Annotated in this window: 15 protein-coding genes; 4 read left to right on the top strand and 11 right to left on the bottom strand. The window is 60.0% G+C overall.

Features of this window, described 5'->3' with window-relative positions; translation table 11 throughout:
* Window positions 1–95: 95 nt before the first annotated feature.
* The 5 genes from AC30D7_RS08245 to AC30D7_RS08265 all read right to left on the bottom strand — a co-directional run bounded on the left by AC30D7_RS08245 (window position 96) and on the right by AC30D7_RS08265 (window position 5841).
* The gene (locus AC30D7_RS08245; protein ID WP_018928377.1) at window positions 96–1049 is read right to left on the bottom strand and encodes an adenosine deaminase; all 954 of its coding nucleotides are present in this window, start codon (window positions 1047–1049) and stop codon (window positions 96–98) included.
* A gap of 81 nt (window positions 1050–1130) precedes the next feature.
* A complete protein-coding gene (locus AC30D7_RS08250; RefSeq protein ID WP_490133692.1) occupies window positions 1131–2096 on the bottom strand; it encodes an isopenicillin N synthase family dioxygenase in 966 nt (321 codons plus the stop codon).
* A gap of 142 nt (window positions 2097–2238) precedes the next feature.
* Window positions 2239–3321, bottom strand: coding sequence for a BMP family ABC transporter substrate-binding protein (locus tag AC30D7_RS08255; protein WP_477812970.1), 1083 nt, complete (start codon window positions 3319–3321; stop codon window positions 2239–2241).
* 277 nt (window positions 3322–3598) lie between these two features.
* Window positions 3599–4957 carry an 8-oxoguanine deaminase gene (locus AC30D7_RS08260; RefSeq protein ID WP_490133693.1) on the bottom strand — a complete coding sequence of 453 codons (1359 nt, stop codon included), beginning with the start codon at window positions 4955–4957 and terminating at the stop codon, window positions 3599–3601.
* A 197-nt stretch (window positions 4958–5154) separates the two neighbouring features.
* Entirely contained in the window at window positions 5155–5841 is a 687-nt protein-coding gene (locus AC30D7_RS08265; protein ID WP_490133694.1) for an SDR family oxidoreductase, read from the bottom strand.
* Window positions 5842–5933: 92 nt separating this feature from the next.
* On the opposite strand from AC30D7_RS08265, the gene AC30D7_RS08270 reads away from it, so the two are divergent.
* Window positions 5934–6347, top strand: coding sequence for a hypothetical protein (locus AC30D7_RS08270; protein ID WP_258613061.1), 414 nt, complete (start codon window positions 5934–5936; stop codon window positions 6345–6347).
* Here the strand turns inward: AC30D7_RS08270 and AC30D7_RS08275 are convergent.
* From AC30D7_RS08275 to AC30D7_RS08285, 3 genes are read right to left on the bottom strand one after another with little or no spacing between them, the layout of a single operon-like run.
* The gene (locus AC30D7_RS08275) at window positions 6344–7270 is read right to left on the bottom strand and encodes an ABC transporter permease (protein ID WP_490133695.1); all 927 of its coding nucleotides are present in this window, start codon (window positions 7268–7270) and stop codon (window positions 6344–6346) included. The two genes, AC30D7_RS08270 and AC30D7_RS08275, sit on opposite strands and share 4 nt — an antisense overlap.
* Window positions 7270–8376 (bottom strand): ABC transporter permease, encoded by a 1107-nt coding sequence (locus AC30D7_RS08280; protein ID WP_490133696.1) that lies wholly within the window; start codon window positions 8374–8376, stop codon window positions 7270–7272. Before AC30D7_RS08280 ends, AC30D7_RS08275 begins: the two co-directional genes overlap by 1 nt.
* 11 nt (window positions 8377–8387) lie before the next feature.
* Window positions 8388–9953 (bottom strand): ABC transporter ATP-binding protein, encoded by a 1566-nt coding sequence (locus AC30D7_RS08285; protein WP_490133697.1) that lies wholly within the window; start codon window positions 9951–9953, stop codon window positions 8388–8390.
* Between the two features lie 30 nt (window positions 9954–9983).
* Between AC30D7_RS08285 and AC30D7_RS08290 the strand changes: the two genes are divergently transcribed.
* Window positions 9984–10160, top strand: coding sequence for a hypothetical protein (locus AC30D7_RS08290; protein ID WP_155944815.1), 177 nt, complete (start codon window positions 9984–9986; stop codon window positions 10158–10160).
* A 370-nt stretch (window positions 10161–10530) separates the two neighbouring features.
* On the opposite strand, the gene AC30D7_RS08295 is transcribed toward AC30D7_RS08290, so the two are convergent.
* The 3 genes from AC30D7_RS08295 to AC30D7_RS08305 form a co-directional block, all read right to left on the bottom strand.
* Entirely contained in the window at window positions 10531–11112 is a 582-nt protein-coding gene (locus AC30D7_RS08295) for an IMPACT family protein (RefSeq protein WP_490133698.1), read from the bottom strand.
* 8 nt (window positions 11113–11120) lie between these two features.
* Window positions 11121–11771 carry a TetR/AcrR family transcriptional regulator gene (locus tag AC30D7_RS08300; protein ID WP_490133699.1) on the bottom strand — a complete coding sequence of 217 codons (651 nt, stop codon included), beginning with the start codon at window positions 11769–11771 and terminating at the stop codon, window positions 11121–11123.
* A gap of 110 nt (window positions 11772–11881) precedes the next feature.
* The gene (locus AC30D7_RS08305; RefSeq protein ID WP_007940170.1) at window positions 11882–12802 is read right to left on the bottom strand and encodes a LysR family transcriptional regulator; all 921 of its coding nucleotides are present in this window, start codon (window positions 12800–12802) and stop codon (window positions 11882–11884) included.
* A gap of 125 nt (window positions 12803–12927) precedes the next feature.
* Here AC30D7_RS08305 and aptA point away from each other — a divergent pair, with 125 nt between their 5' ends.
* Entirely contained in the window at window positions 12928–14277 is a 1350-nt protein-coding gene (gene aptA / locus AC30D7_RS08310) for an omega-aminotransferase AptA (RefSeq protein WP_490133700.1), read from the top strand.
* A 63-nt stretch (window positions 14278–14340) separates the two neighbouring features.
* Window positions 14341–15834 carry a CoA-acylating methylmalonate-semialdehyde dehydrogenase gene (locus AC30D7_RS08315; protein ID WP_490133701.1) on the top strand — a complete coding sequence of 498 codons (1494 nt, stop codon included), beginning with the start codon at window positions 14341–14343 and terminating at the stop codon, window positions 15832–15834.
* Window positions 15835–16253 lie beyond the last annotated feature (419 nt).

The following is a 16253-nucleotide window of genomic DNA, read 5'->3' on the forward strand; positions in this document are numbered from 1 at the left end:
TGCTCGCGAAAGCGGTATGCCAGTCGACATCATCGTTGACTGACACGCCGCCTTCGCGAGCAAGCCCGCTCCCACATTTGGTTCTGCGGTGAACCTTATGGTTTCACCAACCGCGCGTCCAGGCTGTTCTGCGCCAGACGCTTGGCCTGATCCTGGGTCATGCCCAGATCGGTGTACAGTGCGTGGAAGTTCTCGGTGACATAGCCACCGAAGTACGCCGGGTCATCGGAGTTCACCGTGACCTTCACGCCGCGTTCGAGCATGTCGAGGATGTTGTGCTGGGACATGTGATCGAACACGCAGAGCTTGGTGTTCGACAACGGGCACACCGTCAGCGGGATCTGCTCGTCGATGATCCGCTGCATCAAACGCTCGTCTTCGATGGCGCGCACGCCGTGGTCGATGCGCTGGATTTTCAGCAGGTCGAGGGCTTCCCAGATGTACTCGGGCGGGCCTTCTTCACCGGCGTGGGCCACGGTCAGGAAGCCTTCGTGGCGGGCACGGTCAAATACGCGCTGGAACTTGCTCGGCGGGTGGCCCATCTCCGAACTGTCCAGGCCCACGGCGACGAACGCATCGCGGAACGGCAGCGCTTGGTCGAGGGTTTTCTGCGCTTCGTCTTCGCTCAAGTGGCGCAGGAAGCTAAGGATCAAACCGCTGGTGATCCCCAGTTGCTGCTCGCCATCTTTCAATGCGGCGGCGATGCCATTGAGCACCACTTCGAACGGGATGCCACGGTCGGTGTGGGTTTGCGGGTCGAAGAACGGTTCGGTGTGAATCACGTTCTGTTCCTTGCAGCGCAACAGGTAGGCCCAGGTCAGGTCGTAGAAATCCTGGGAGGTGCGCAGCACATCGGCGCCCTGGTAATACAGGTCGAGAAACTCTTGCAGGTTGTTGAAGGCGTAGGCCTTGCGCAGGGTGTCGACGTCGTTCCACGGCAGGGCGATCTTGTTGCGTTCGGCCAGGGCGAACAGCAGCTCAGGCTCCAGCGAACCTTCCAGGTGCAAGTGCAATTCTGCCTTGGGCAGAGCGTTCAGCCAGTCGTACATTTTTGAAATCTCATCAGGTGCAATGAGGGCATTCTACAGATGCCCGTCGAAACAATGAGTAAAACCTGACCAGCCGGTTCATTACACGGCTTCCTGTTCCCGTCGATAAGCGTAGGTGTCGGCAAAGCGCGAGAGCAGGAATTCGGCGCAAGTGGTGGCTGGATACTTCGCCGGATGCTGTTCGTTCTGGCAACCGGGCAGGCATTCGATGGGGGTGTCGGGGTGTGGCTCGGCAAAGAACGGCATCGAGTACCGGTCCACTCCCATCGGGCTGATTACCCGATGCGGCGTCGACAGGTAACGGTCGTTGCTCCAGCGCGCCATCATGTCGCCGAGGTTGACCACGAATGTGCCTTCGATCGGCGGCGCATCGATCCATTCGCCCCGCACGTTGCGCACTTGCAGTCCGCCAGCAGCATCCTGATAGAGCAGGGTGATGCAACCGTAATCGGTGTGAGCGCCGGCACCTTGCTGATCGATGGAGCTGGCAGTGTGGCGCGGCGGGTAATGGATCATCCGCAGCACGCTGACCGGTTCTTTGAAACGGCTATCGAAGAAGTCACGCTCGATGCCCAATGCCAGGGTCATGGCTCGCAGCAGGGTTTGTGCGAGTGCTTGCATGTCGACGTAGTGCTGCTCCATCAGCGATTCCCAACCGGGCATCGACGGATGACGGTTGGGTCCGCGCAAGGGTTTGTCCGCCAGCACCTCCGGATGATCGGCTGGCAGGTGCAGGCCCATGTCGAAGGTTTCTTTCAGATCGCTGGGTTTGCTCGGGTCGAGTTGTTCGGTGGCGATGGCGCCATAGCCGCGGTGGTGGCGGGTCCGGGTGATGTCGATCTTGAGTTTTTCGGCGGCGGGCAGGGCGAAGAAGCGTTGGGCATGTTCGAGCACCGCCTCGATGCGCGACGGGGCGATCGGGTGGCCCTTGATATAGAAAAAGCCCCATTCGCGGCAGGCGCGGTCGATGTCTGTGGCGACCGATTGCCAGGCTTGAGCGTCATCGCTATAGAGTGGGGCGATGTCGATGATGGGGAGTTGGTTCATGCGCAGTCCTCAAGAACGCTGAAGATCAATTGTGGGAGCGGGCTTGCTCGCGAAGGCGGTGTGTCAGATACATAAATGTTGACTGACACTCCCTCTTCGCGAGCAAGCCCGCTCCCACAGGGTTTTGTGTTCCTGACCGGAATTACTTCGGCATCTCGGCCTTCATGCCTTCCACGTAGTAGTTCATCGACGCCAGTTGCGCATTGGTCGCGCTCACGCCCGCCGGGATTTTCTCCACGCCGGCCTGATCCTTGATCGGCCCGGTGAACGGATGCAACGCGCCGCTCTTGATGTCGGCAATGATCTGCTCGGCTTCGGTTTTCACAGCGGCCGGCACCAGGTCGCTGATTGGCAGCTCAACCGTGCCTTCCTGCAAACCGCCCCAGTAATCCTGGGATTTCCATGCATGGTCGAGCACACTTTGGGTCGCCTGAATGTAGTGCGGACCCCAGTCGTTGACGATAGACGTCAACACCGCTTTCGGCCCGAAGTGCGCCATGTCCGATGCATAGCCGACGGCATACACGCCACGCCGTTCGGCGGCCTGGATCGGCGCCGGGCTGTCGGTGTGCTGGAACACCACGTCCACGCCCTGATCGATCAGCGCATTGGCGGCGTCGGCTTCCTTGCCCGGATCGAACCAGGAATTGACCCACACCACTTTGATCTCGGTGCCCGGGTTGTACTTGTTCAGCGCCAGCTGGATGGCGTTGATGTCGCGGATCACTTCTGGAATCGGGAAGGAAGCGACGTAGCCGATTTTCTTGGTCTTGGTCATCTTCGCCGCAAGGAAACCGCCGACGTAGCGGCCCTCGTAAGTGCGTGCCAGGTAAGTGCCGAGGTTCTTGTCCTGCTTGTAGCCGGTGGCGTGTTCGAAGGTCACCTTGGGAAATTGCCTGGCAACTTTCAGGGTCGGGTTCATGTAGCCGAAAGACGTGGTGAAGATCAGGTCGTACTGGTCCTTGGCCATGTTGCGGATCACCCGCTCGGCATCGGCGCCTTCGGCGACGTTCTCCACGTAGTTGGTGGTGATCTGGTCACCGAACTTCTCTGCCAGTGCCTTGCGTCCCTGTTCATGCTGATACGTCCAGCCGTGATCACCGATCGGGCCGATATAGACGAAGCCGACTTTCAGCGGGGCGGCAGCACTGGCGGTCAGGCTGGCGCTCAGACCGATGGCTGCGGCAACAGCGCAAAGCAGCTGCTTCAACGGACGTTTATGCATGAACTGGAACTCCATTTTGTTGTGAGGTGTGCCAGGTCAATGCAAATTGCTGACCAACAGGACAACAAATTACGAGGCCGCATAGCGGCCTTCGCGGGCAAGCCTCGCTCCTACAGGTTTTGCGTTGCACCCAATCCCGCGATAGGCACAATTCCTGTAGGAGCGAGGCTTGCCCGCGAAGGGGCCCTAACGACCACCACAGAACCATCCCGGTGCACCCTCGCGAATTCACGCCATCCGCTGGTGCGAGTGTCTCCCGCAATAGGTCTGCGTCGACTTAGACGCCGGCGATCAACTGCCGAGCCGCCAGGCTGTGATCGGCGATCAACCCTTTCAGATCCAGCCCCTCGACTTGCCCATCGATCACCCGCCACTTGCCGCCGATCATCACCCGGTCCGCCCGATCCGCACCGCACAGCAGCAGCGCCGACACCGGATCATGGCTGCCGGAGAAGCGCAGTTCATCCAGTTTGAACAGCGCCAGATCCGCTTGCTTGCCCACCGCCAGTTCGCCAATGTCGCTGCGCCCGAGCAACTGTGCCGAACCCTTGGTGGCCCAGCCCAATACGCGTTCCGGGGTGATCTTCTGCGCGCCATAACGCAGACGCTGGATGTACAGCGCCTGCCGGGTTTCGAGCATCATGTTCGAGGCGTCGTTGGACGCCGAACCGTCCACGCCCAGGCCCAGCAACGCGCCAGCGTCGGTCAACTCGATGGTTGGGCAAATCCCTGAAGCCAGGCGCATGTTCGAACTCGGGCAATGACAAATACCGGTACCGGCTGCGCCGAGGCGGGCGATTTCGTCGGGATTGAAATGAATGCCGTGGGCCAGCCAGGTGCGTGGGCCGAGCCAGCCGACGCTGTCCAGATAATCCACGGTGCGCAGGCCGAAGCGTTGCAGGCAGAACTCTTCTTCGTCGAGGGTTTCGGCCAGGTGAGTGTGCAGGCGCACGTCGAGGGTATTCGCCAGTTCGGCGCTGGCGGACATGATTTGCGGGGTGACTGAAAACGGCGAGCAGGGCGCCAAAGCGATCTGGATTTGCGCGCCGTCACCACGCTCGTGGTACTCGGCAATCAAGCGTTGGCTGTCGGCGAGAATCACTTCGCCCTGCTGCACGGTCTGCTGCGGCGGCAGCCCCCCGTCTTTTTCACCAAGGCTCATCGAACCGCGAGTGAGCATGGCGCGCATGCCCAGTTCACGAACGCTCTCGACCTGCACGTCGATCGCATTTTCCAAGCCTTCAGGAAACAGGTAATGGTGATCGGCCGCGGTGGTGCAACCGGACAGCAGCAACTCGGCCAAGGCGACTTTGGTGGCGAGGGCGAGTTTTTCCGGCGTGAGTCGCGCCCAGACCGGATAGAGGGTTTTCAACCACGGGAACAATGGCTGATTGACCACCGGCGCCCAGGCGCGGGTCAGGGTTTGATAGAAGTGGTGATGGGTGTTGATCAGCCCCGGCAAGATCACATGTTCGCGGGCATCAAAGACTTGTCCACAGGGTGCTGACGGTTGCTGGCCGACGCCGAGCACTTCGACGATCAAACCGTCTTGCAGCACCAGGCCGCCACGGGCATCGAGCGCGTTGGCCGTGAAAATGGCGAGGGGGTTTTTTAACCAGGTACGGGTCGCAGGCATAGTGGCCGGCTCCTCTGAAAGTTGGGTTCAGGGTTGCCAGCTCAGTGTTGCCCTGTCTGCTGATCCAGGGTCGCCGCGGGGGCGAGGTGCGGAGTTTCAATCAAAAAAGCTTCGCGGGCAAGCCTCGCTCCTCAGAGTCATGCGTCGGACCTGTAGGAGCGAGGCTTGCCCGCGAAGGCGTCAAATCCAACACCCGATTACCAGGGAATGGTCTCGCCCCGGTAGTTCACAAAATGATGCCCGCCCTTGCCGGAATACGCATTCACCTGGTCGATCAACCCGCGAGTGCTGGTTTCCACATCGATGTCGGCACCTTCGCCACCCATGTCGGTCTTTACCCAGCCCGGGTGCAGCGACAGCACGGTGAGTTTCTGTTCGCCCAATTGCGTGACGAAGCTGTTGGTCATCGAGTTCAGCGCCGCTTTGCTGGCCTTGTACAGCGCCAGCTCCGGCGCGTCGGGCATGGTCACGCTGCCCAGCACCGAACTCATGAACGCCAGCACGCCACTGCCTTCACGAATCTGCGCGACGAAACGCTGGGCCAGGTTGATCGGCGCCACGGCGTTGGTGAAGAACAGTTGACCGACCTCGGCCAGGGTCGCGCCACCCGGCGTCTGGACCTCCGGCCCCTTGACCCCGGCATTCACGAACAACAGGTCAAACACCTCGCCCTTGAGCTGCTGGCTGAGGGCGATGACCGCTTGCTGGTCGTCCATGTCGAGTTTTTCGATCCGTACCTTGCCCAACGCCTGCAAGGCTTCGGCACCCTGTGGGTTGCGCACGGTGGCGGTGACTTGCCAGCCGTCGGCCAGCAGGGTTTTCACCAGACCGAGGCCCAGTCCCCGGGAGGCGCCGATGATGAGTGCGGTTTTTGCCGTGGACATGAATGGCTTCCTTGATGTCTTGAGAGGGCTTGACCCTGGAGCATACTCCAGGCTTTAGCCTTGTTGCTCCCTGAATGTATGGAGCAATGCCAATGTGGACTTCAACGCAATATCGTCAACTGGTGCGTGGCAGCGGGTGGTACGACCTGATCGTCACGGCGGCATTTGCCACGCCGTGGAGTTTTGCGGCGTTGCATGGCGTGCTGTTAAACCTGAGTCAGACTTTCAATCTGCCCGGCGAGCTACCGCCGTTCGAGCCGGTGCACATGTTGATGGCGAATCTGTTGGGCTCGATTGTGTGCGTATGGGCCGTGCTGCGGATTCGCGATCCGCAGCAGATGTTTGGGCGATATGACGCGGTGGGGAGGTTTCTGTTTTCGGCCTGGCAGGCTTATGCGCTGGCCCATGGGGCGAGTTCGCTATTGGTGATTTTCCTGTTCTTTGAACTGATGTGGGGTGTGGCCCAAGCGTTGCCTGTTCGGACGCCTTCACGGGCCACCATTTAATGCCCCGCCCGCCACGGCTGCCCCAACGACACCGGCGCATACAATCGTGTGCGCACGGCATCCCGGGACAGCAGCACCAACACCACAATGGTCGCGACATACGGCAGCATCGCCAGCAGACTCGACGCAATTGCCAGCCCCAACCCCTGCGCCACCAAGTGCAGGATGCTGGCGAGACCAAACAGATACGCTCCAAGCAGCAACCGCCACACTCGCCAACTGGCAAACACCACCAGCGCCAGGGCAATCCAGCCGCGACCGGCGCTCATGTTCTCTGCCCACATCGGCGTATAGGCCAAGGACAAATATGCCCCAGCCAACCCCGCCATCGCCCCGCCAAACAGCACCGCCAGCGTACGCACGCGCAACACCGGCAAGCCCATTGCACTGGCGGCGTCCGGGCTTTCGCCGACCGCCTGAATAATCAACCCGACGCGACTTTTCACAATCACCCAGGCCACCAGCGCAAACAGGGCAAACGACAGATACACCAGCAGGTCCTGGGCAAACAGCATCCGCCCGATCAGCGGAATTTCACTCAGATAAGGAATCGTCAGCGGCTCGAAACCCGCCAGCGGTTTGCCAACCCACGCAGCGCCAACGAAGGTTGACAGGCCCACGCCGAAGATCGTCAACGCCAACCCTGTTGCCACCTGGTTGGCGTTGAACACCAGCGCTACCAGGGCGAACAGTGACGACAACAGCATCCCCGCGCACATTGCCAGCAACACGCCGAGCCAGAGATTGCCGCTGTTCAGGGCGACGATAAAACCGATCACCGCCCCAAACAGCATCATGCCTTCCTGGCCGAGATTCAGAACACCGCTCTTCTCGCAGATCAACTCGCCCAACGCCACCAGCAGCAGCGGTGTGCCACAGCGAACCATGGCATAGAAAATATTGCTCAGCAGATCGATATCCATCACAAGGCTCCAGCTTGTACGGCGGTGGTCGAGGTGCGCCGTACCCAGCGCAGGTTCAAACGTGGTCGGTAGAGAATCAGCACGTCACTGGCCAGCAGGAAAAACAGCATCATCCCCTGAAACAATTGAGTGATGGCTTGCGGCAGGTTCATGCTCATCTGCGCGTTTTCGCCACCGATGTACAGCAGCGCCATCAACAGGCTGGAAAACAGAATGCCAATGGGATTCAGCCGTCCGAGAAACGCCACGGTGATCGCCGCATAGCCATAACCCGGCGAAACCTGCGGCACCAGTTGGCCGATGGGCCCGGTGACTTCGCAAACCCCGGCCAGCCCCGCCAGGCCACCGCTGATCAACAGCGCCAGCCAGATCAACCGCTTCTCGCGAAAGCCGACGAAACCCGCCGCGCGCTTGTCCAGCCCGAGCACTTTGATCTGGAAACCGACAAAGCTCTTTTGCAACAACACCCATACCGCGACCAGCGCGAGCAAGGCGAAATACACGCCCGCATGAACCCGACCGTCCTCCATCAACAACGGCAAACGACTGGCATCGCCAAACATCGCCGACTCCGGAAAGTTGAACCCGGCCGGGTCCTTCAGCGGTCCGTGGACACAGAACAGCAGCAGGTTCAAAGCGATGTAATTGAGCATGATGCTGGTCAGGATTTCATTGGCGTTGAAGCGTGTGCGCAACCATGCGGTCAGCCCGGCCCACGCGGCACCGGCCAGGGTGCCGGTGAGCAGGATCAGCACCAGCGCCCAACGGCTTTGCAGGCCGATGATGTTCACCGCCAACGCACTGCCGGCCAGGGCGCCGAGCAGCAACTGACCTTCGGCGCCGATGTTCCAGATCCGTGCCTGATACGCCACTGCCAGGCCCAACGCACAGAGCAGAATCGGCAACGCTTTGACCAACAGTTCGGAGACGCCGTACAGGTCGCTGATTGGTGCGATCAGCAAGGTGTGCAAAGTCAGCAACGGGTCGTGGCCCAGCGCGATAAACAACAATGAGCCACAGCCCAGGGTCAACACAGCCGCCAGCAACGGCGAGCACCACAACATCAGGCGCGATTGCTGGCCACGGGGTTCGAGAGAAAGCAGCATGTGAAACTCCGTTAAAGCGTTACGGGTGCAGGTGATTGAGCTGCATCGAACTGGCCGGCCATCCAGCCACCGACATCGATCAGGCGGGTGTCGACGGTGGCTTGCAGTGCCGACAGCCGGCCGCCGCACAGGGCGCCGAGGCGATCGCTGATCTGGAACAGTTCGTCGAGGTCTTCGGAGATCACCAGGATCGCCGCCCCAGCGTCGCGCAAGGCGATCAGCGCCCGGTGAATGGTCGCGGCGGCGCCGACGTCCACGCCCCAGGTCGGGTGCGCGGCCACTAACAGTCTTGGCTGCTGCAGGATTTCTCGGCCGAGGATGAATTTCTGCAAGTTGCCGCCGGACAGGCTGCGAGCCGGTGCCTGGGCATCGGGTGTCTTGACCCCGAAGCGGCGGATGATCTCTTCGGCCAGTGCCTCGACCTTGCCGCGCTGGATCAGCCCGTTGCCGACCAGCCCCTGTTGAAAGGCGGTGAGCAGGGCGTTATCCGCCAGGCTCAGTTCCGGTACCGCGCCATGGCCCAGACGCTCGGCGGGGACGAAGGCCAGGCCGAGTTTGCGTCGTGCATCCGGCCGCAGGTGCGCCACCGGTTGCCCGCCGAAACTGATTTTCGCCCTGTCATTTCCCGGCAGCCGTTCTTCACCGCTAAGCAAGGCCAGCAACTCATCCTGGCCATTGCCGGCCACCCCGGCGACACCGACGATTTCGCCGCTGCGCACCTCGAGATCAACGCCCTTGAGCGAGCAGCCGAACGGGTCCGGGTTGTGCCAGGACAATCCGGTCACGTTCAGAAAAGCATCGGCACCCGTGACCTTCGGATAGTCGGTAATCAACTCGGCGGCTTCACCGACCATCAACTGTGCCAGTTGCCGGTCCGAACACTCGGCCGGCACGCAATGCCCGGCCACTCGTCCGCCGCGCAACACCGTGGCGCTGTGGCACAGCGCGCGCACTTCGCCGAGCTTGTGGCTGATGAACAGAATGCTGCAGCCCTCGGCGGCCAGTCGACGCAACGTGATGAACAATTCGTCGGCCTCTTGCGGGGTCAGTACCGACGTCGGTTCATCGAGAATCAGCAGGCGGATGTCCTGCATCAGGCAGCGAATGATTTCCACCCGCTGACGCTCGCCGATGGACAGGCTGTGGACCAGTCGCTCCGGTTCCAGCGCCATGCCATAGCGTTGGGACACCTCGCGGATTTTCGGTTCAAGCTGCTTCGGCGTACCGGCCGCAGCGCCCATCGCCAAGGCGATGTTCTGCGCCACGCTCAGGGTTTCGAACAGCGAGAAATGCTGGAACACCATGCCGATCCCGAGGCTGCGGGCCTGGGCCGGATTGCGCATGGTCACGCGCTGGCCCTGCCAGATCATCTCCCCTGAGTCGGCGTGTGTGACGCCGTAGATGATCTTCATCAGGGTACTTTTGCCCGCACCGTTTTCGCCGAGCAGGGCGTGGATTTCACCGGGCGCAATGCTCAAGTCGATGGCATCGTTGGCCAGGCAACCGGGGTAACGTTTGCTGATTCTGCGCAATTGCAGGCGGGGTGTTTGATCGGGGGGAGGCGCAGGGTTGGACATGACAGGCTCGGGTCGCAAAAGGATATGCCTATGGATAAAGCAATTTCCTGGCCATTGAGTCAGGAAATCGGCAAAAGCCTGTTGGCGCAGCCGTTGCGGACGCTGCCTCGACCTCTACCAACTCCTGGAGAGGCACCACTTGAGGGCAAGGTTTTGGATCAGGCTCCGGTTTTGCGCGCGATCAATTGGTCAAAAAACGAGCAATAAGCTGCAGGCATTGTCAGGCATGGGGCTGCGCCAGCCATGAACGGGTTATCCACAGCTTGTTCCACAGTATCTGTGCGCAAGCCGACCGTGTGGGCATAAGCACCGAGGGGCTTTCTTCTAATGGCGATAAACCACTCTAACTGATTGTTTTTACGTGGAATAAACGTCGCGGATGGCGAGTTGGACGAAAAATGAGCAAAGCCCGCAAAGCCGCATGACAGAAGGGTTACAGCAGAATGTGCTCAGGTTATCCACAGCCGGGTGCACAGCAGATGTGGGCAAGTGTCGAGAGCAAAGAAAATCGGGGTGCCCCAAAAGATCGCAGCGCCCATAGGCGCGTAGAGCTGCCGAAGATTGCGATCTTTTGATCTTAACGCTGCAACAAAATACGCCCGCGACTTAAGTCCGCCAGCTGCGTTTGCAGCGTACTTATCTGCCCGTCGCCAATCGCCAATTGCAGTTCCACACCATTGGCCGTGAAGGTTTCCTCCACCACCAAACCACCCAGCTCCGCCACCCGAAGCTTCACCAGCGCGAGCTCGCCAAATGCACAGGCACAACTGACCGGCACCCGACTGATCAACTCGACTTTCGGTGCCCCTTGCAGGCATTTGTTGGCACTGCCGCCATACGCTCGGGCGAGGCCGCCGGTGCCCAACTGGATGCCGCCATACCAGCGGATCACCACGACCGCGACCTGATCGCAATCCTGCGCTTCAATCGCCGCCAGGATCGGCCGGCCAGCGGTGCCACCGGGTTCGCCATCGTCACTGCTGCGGTATTGATCGCCGATCTTCCAGGCCCAGCAATTGTGCGAGGCATTCAAATCACTGTGCTGCTCAATGAACGCCTGGGCATCGGCTGCGATGGTGATCGGCGCGGCGAGAGCGATGAAGCGGCTTTTGCGAATCTCTTCGCGGTATTCGCATAAACCGCTGAGGGTAAAAGGCATGGGGTGTCTTAAATAGCCGGCGTCAGGCCGCAGCCTTTGAGAATGATGCGAATCAGGTTGCTGCCGGCGTCTTCCATGTCTTGCTTGGTCAACTTGGTGCGCCCGGTGACACGGCAGATCTGCGTGGCAAAGTCGGCGTAATGCTGGGTGCTGCCCCACAGCAGGAAGATCAGGTGCACCGGGTCGATCGGGTCCATTTTGCCGGCGTCGATCCACGCCTGAAACACCGCCGCCCGCCCCTGAAACCAGTTGCGGTAGTCCTGGTTGAAATGCTCGGTCAGGCATTCACCGCCGCTGATGACCTCCATGGCGAAGACCCGTGAAGCTTGTGGCTGACGCCGGGAGAATTCCATCTTGGCGCGGATGTATCGGGTCAGGGCTTCAGCCGGATCGTCCTCGACGGTCAGGGTATTGAAGGTGCTGTCCCACAACTCAAGAATGTTACTCAGCACTGCCACGTACAAACCGAGTTTGTTGGTGAAGTAGTAATGCAGATTCGCTTTGGGCAACCCGGCTTTCTGCGCGATGGTGTTCATGCTGGTGCCTTTGAACCCGTGACGGGCGAACTCGTCTTCGGCGGCTTTGATGATGGTCTCTTCGTTCTTCTGACGAATGCGGCTGGCGGGTTTGCCGCCGTGGGCTGGGACTTCAAAGGTCATAGGCACTTCCGAACAGGTAGATGGGTGCAACCAGATGCGTTGATAGCGCACACGCGGGCCTCAGACAAGTCCTGTTGCGATAAAACCTTGGCCACCACTCCCACAAGTTTTCAGCGCGTCGCCGCCAGACTCTCCAAAAAACTCTCCAGAACCAGATGCGGGCGACGGCCCTTGCGTGTAACCGATGCCAGGCTCAGGTCATAGAAACGTGCCTTGGGTTTCAGTGCACGCAAACGGCCTTGCTGGACCCAGAGGCTGGCGTAGTGATCCGGCAGGTAACCAATGTAGCGCCCGGTCAGGATCAGAAAGGCCATGCCCTCGCGATCCGACGCGCTGGCGGTGCAATTGAGCGCCTGGTAATGAGCCTGAATCTCGGCGGGCAGACGGAAGGTCGGGGCGATGGCGTCCTGGCTGTTGAGGCGCTCATCGTCCAGTTGTTTGTCGTCGACGTAGAACAGCGGATGGCCGACCGCGCAATACAGCAGCGAGCGTTCGCTGTAGAGCGGCTGATACTCCAGCCCCGACAACGCGCTGGCTTGCGGCACCACGCCGACATGCAAGCGACCGTCGAGCACGCCTTGTTCGACTTCATTGGGTGCGATCATGCGGATCTGGATCTGCACGTCGGGGCCGCGTTCCTTCAGTTGGGCCAGGGCGTGGGTGATGCGCATGTGGGGCAGGGTGACCAGGTTGTCGGTCAGACCGATGGTTAATTCGCCGCGCAAGTGTTGGTGCAGGCCGTTGACTTCGGTGCGGAAACTTTCCAGCGCACTTAATAGCTGCAACGCTGATTGGTAGACCTCGCGGCCTTCTTCGGTCAGGGAAAACCCTGCGCGACCGCGTTGGCACAGGCGCAAGCCCAGGCGCTGCTCAAGATCGCTCATCTGCTGGCTGATGGCCGAGCGACCGATACCCAGCACCGATTCCGCCGCGGAGAATCCCCCGCACTCCACCACGCTTCGAAAAATCCGCAACAGGCGGATATCAAAGTCGCTGACTTGCGCCAGTGGATCGGGGCGACGGGTACTCATAGTTTAGTCTTGACCTGACTGAAGGTTAGAAAAGTTGGATTTCACCGACTTTATCCCCGTGGCAATTTAGCTGCAAGAACGCTTTTGATCTCCACGCCGCTTATTTGCTCTGCGAGGTTTTGCCCATGAACGTGCCTGAAAACGCCCCGACTTCCCTGGCCAGCCAGCTCAAGCTTGACGCTCACTGGATGCCCTACACCGCGAACCGCAATTTCCAGCGTGACCCGCGCCTGATCGTGGCGGCCGAGGGCAGTTGGCTGACAGACGACAAGGGGCGCAAGATCTACGATTCGCTCTCGGGTCTGTGGACCTGCGGCGCCGGGCACACCCGCAAGGAAATCCAGGAGGCGGTAGCCAAGCAATTGAGCACCCTCGATTACTCGCCGGGCTTCCAGTACGGTCACCCGCTGTCGTTCCAACTGGCGGAGAAAATCACCGACCTGACTCCGGGCAATCTGAATCACGTGTTCTTCACCGACTCGGGTTCCGAGTGTGCGGACACGGCGGTGAAGATGGTGCGTGCCTACTGGCGCCTGAAGGGCCAGGCGACCAAGACCAAGATGATCGGCCGCGCTCGTGGTTATCACGGCGTGAACATCGCCGGCACCAGCCTCGGCGGCGTGAACGGCAACCGCAAGCTGTTCGGTCAGGCAATGATGGACGTCGATCATCTGCCGCACACCTTGTTGGCGAGCAATGCTTTCACTCGTGGCATGCCGGAGCAGGGTGGTATCGCGCTGGCGGATGAATTGCTCAAGCTGATCGAGCTGCACGATGCCTCGAACATCGCAGCGGTATTCGTCGAGCCATTGGCCGGTTCCGCTGGCGTGCTGGTTCCGCCGCAGGGTTACCTCAAGCGTCTGCGCGAGATCTGCGATCAGCACAACATCCTGCTGGTGTTCGACGAAGTGATCACCGGTTTCGGTCGTACCGGTTCGATGTTCGGTGCCGACAGCTTTGGTGTCACTCCGGACCTGATGTGCATTGCCAAGCAAGTTACCAACGGCGCGATCCCGATGGGCGCGGTGATTGCCAGCTCCGAGATCTACCAGACCTTCATGAACCAGGCGACGCCTGAGTACGCGGTGGAATTCCCGCACGGCTACACCTACTCCGCGCACCCGGTGGCTTGCGCCGCAGGCCTGGCGGCACTCGACCTGCTGCAAAAGGAAAACTTGGTGCAGAGCGTGGCCGAAGTCGCGCCACATTTCGAAAACGCGCTGCACGGTGTGAAGGGCAGCAAGAACGTCATCGACATTCGCAACTACGGGTTGGCCGGTGCGATCCAGATTGCACCTCGCGACGGCGATGCCATCGTGCGTCCGTTCGAAGCTGGCATGGCGCTGTGGAAAGCCGGGTTCTACGTGCGCTTCGGCGGCGACACCCTGCAGTTCGGCCCAACCTTCAACAGCAAGCCGCAAGACCTTGATCGTCTGTTCGATGCGGTCGGTGAAGTGCTGAACAAGATCGACTGATTCCCTCTTCTATATAAAGGCGTCCTTTCAAAGGACGCCTGTGGACAATTTCAGGAGCCCCGCATGAGCCTCATCCCGCATTTGATCAATGGCGAACTGGTGACCGAAGACGGTCGCACGGCCGATGTGTTCAACCCGTCCACCGGTCAGGTTATCCACAAGCTGCCATTGGCCAGCCGCGAAACCATTCAGAAAGCCATTGATTCGGCCAAGGCTGCGTTCCCGGCCTGGCGTAATACGCCAGCGGCCAAGCGCGCTCAGGTGATGTTCCGTTTCAAGCAACTGCTGGAACAGAACGAAGCCCGTATCGCGCAATTGATCAGCGAAGAACACGGCAAGACCCTGGAAGATGCAGCAGGTGAATTGAAACGCGGGATCGAGAACGTTGAGTTCGCGTGCGCGGCACCAGAAATCCTCAAGGGTGAGTACAGCCGTAATGTCGGGCCGAACATCGATGCCTGGTCGGATTTCCAGCCATTGGGCGTGGTGGCTGGCATTACCCCGTTCAACTTCCCGGCCATGGTGCCGCTGTGGATGTATCCGTTGGCGATCGTCTGCGGCAACTGCTTCATTCTCAAACCGTCGGAGCGCGATCCAAGCTCGACGCTGCTGATCGCTCAATTATTACTGGAAGCCGGCCTGCCGAAAGGCGTGCTGAGTGTGGTGCATGGCGACAAGGCCGCAGTGGACGCGCTGATTGAAGCGCCGGAAGTCAAAGCGTTGAGCTTCGTCGGTTCGACGCCTATTGCCGAATACATCTACGCCGAAGGCACCAAGCGCGGCAAGCGTGTCCAAGCGCTGGGCGGGGCGAAGAACCATGCGGTATTGATGCCGGATGCGGATCTGGATAACGCAGTCAGCGCGTTGATGGGCGCCGCTTACGGTTCGTGCGGTGAGCGCTGCATGGCGATTTCGGTGGCCGTGTGTGTCGGTGACCAGGTGGCGGATGCGTTGGTGGCCAAACTGACACCGCAGATCAAGGCACTGAAAATCGGCGCTGGTACAACTTGTGGCCTGGACATGGGGCCGCTGGTCACCGGTCAGGCGCGGGACAAAGTCAGCGGTTATGTTGAAGACGGCGTAGCCGCCGGTGCGACGCTGGTGGTGGACGGTCGTGGTCTGAGCGTGGCCGGTCATGAGGACGGCTTCTTCCTGGGTGGCTGCCTGTTCGATAACGTCACGCCAGAGATGCGCATCTATAAAGAAGAGATCTTCGGGCCGGTGCTGTGCGTCGTCCGGGTCAACAGCCTGGAAGAGGCGATGCAACTGATCAATGATCACGAGTATGGCAATGGCACCTGCATCTTTACCCGTGATGGGGAAGCGGCGCGGTTGTTCTGCGATGAGATCGAAGTGGGTATGGTCGGCGTCAACGTACCGTTGCCGGTGCCAGTGGCGTATCACAGCTTTGGCGGCTGGAAGCGTTCGCTGTTCGGCGATCTGCATGCTTATGGTCCGGATGGCGTGCGGTTCTATACCCGTCGCAAGGCTATTACCCAGCGCTGGCCGCAACGGGCAAGCCATGAAGCTTCGCAATTCGCATTCCCTAGCTTGTAAGTAGAAGGGCAGAAGGCCGACCTCTTGAGGTCGGCCTTTGTGTTTTCGGGTTGTTTTGACCGATATGACAGAAATGTGAAATTAGAGGTTGACGGCAGATTCTGGACGTCTATAATTCGCCCCACTTCCGGCGCAGTCGAAACGGAAAACTCCTTGATAAACAACGAGTTACGCGGTTTTCGACAGCGGTTATGCTTCAGTTCATCGAAGCCAGAAGGAGTTGGTAAGGCAGGGTGTAGTCGCCTTATTGACGGTTCGATCTTCTCGATCGAAAGCGGAGAAAAAGAGGTGTTGACAGCAGCGACTAACGCTGTAGAATTCGCCTCCCGCTAACGAGAGATCGGAAGCGCAAGTGGTTGAAGTTGCTGATGTTTCTTACGGGAAACTTTGAAAACTTCTGAAAATAACCGCTTGACAGT

The sequence above is a fragment of the Pseudomonas sp. DF5 genome (genome assembly GCF_058148225.1).

What these genes read in the sequence shown, in the direction of transcription:
- AC30D7_RS08245 (WP_018928377.1), bottom strand. Translation starts at nt 1,049, where the DNA reads ATGTACGACTGGCTGAACGCTCTGCCCAAGGCAGAATTGCACTTGCAC.
- AC30D7_RS08250 (WP_490133692.1), bottom strand. Translation starts at nt 2,096, where the DNA reads ATGAACCAACTCCCCATCATCGACATCGCCCCACTCTATAGCGATGAC.
- AC30D7_RS08255 (WP_477812970.1), bottom strand. Translation starts at nt 3,321, where the DNA reads ATGCATAAACGTCCGTTGAAGCAGCTGCTTTGCGCTGTTGCCGCAGCC.
- AC30D7_RS08260 (WP_490133693.1), bottom strand. Translation starts at nt 4,957, where the DNA reads ATGCCTGCGACCCGTACCTGGTTAAAAAACCCCCTCGCCATTTTCACG.
- AC30D7_RS08265 (WP_490133694.1), bottom strand. Translation starts at nt 5,841, where the DNA reads ATGTCCACGGCAAAAACCGCACTCATCATCGGCGCCTCCCGGGGACTG.
- AC30D7_RS08270 (WP_258613061.1), top strand. Translation starts at nt 5,934, where the DNA reads ATGTGGACTTCAACGCAATATCGTCAACTGGTGCGTGGCAGCGGGTGG.
- AC30D7_RS08275 (WP_490133695.1), bottom strand. Translation starts at nt 7,270, where the DNA reads ATGGATATCGATCTGCTGAGCAATATTTTCTATGCCATGGTTCGCTGT.
- AC30D7_RS08280 (WP_490133696.1), bottom strand. Translation starts at nt 8,376, where the DNA reads ATGCTGCTTTCTCTCGAACCCCGTGGCCAGCAATCGCGCCTGATGTTG.
- AC30D7_RS08285 (WP_490133697.1), bottom strand. Translation starts at nt 9,953, where the DNA reads ATGTCCAACCCTGCGCCTCCCCCCGATCAAACACCCCGCCTGCAATTG.
- AC30D7_RS08290 (WP_155944815.1), top strand. Translation starts at nt 9,984, where the DNA reads ATGGATAAAGCAATTTCCTGGCCATTGAGTCAGGAAATCGGCAAAAGC.
- AC30D7_RS08295 (WP_490133698.1), bottom strand. Translation starts at nt 11,112, where the DNA reads ATGCCTTTTACCCTCAGCGGTTTATGCGAATACCGCGAAGAGATTCGC.
- AC30D7_RS08300 (WP_490133699.1), bottom strand. Translation starts at nt 11,771, where the DNA reads ATGACCTTTGAAGTCCCAGCCCACGGCGGCAAACCCGCCAGCCGCATT.
- AC30D7_RS08305 (WP_007940170.1), bottom strand. Translation starts at nt 12,802, where the DNA reads ATGAGTACCCGTCGCCCCGATCCACTGGCGCAAGTCAGCGACTTTGAT.
- aptA (WP_490133700.1), top strand. Translation starts at nt 12,928, where the DNA reads ATGAACGTGCCTGAAAACGCCCCGACTTCCCTGGCCAGCCAGCTCAAG.
- AC30D7_RS08315 (WP_490133701.1), top strand. Translation starts at nt 14,341, where the DNA reads ATGAGCCTCATCCCGCATTTGATCAATGGCGAACTGGTGACCGAAGAC.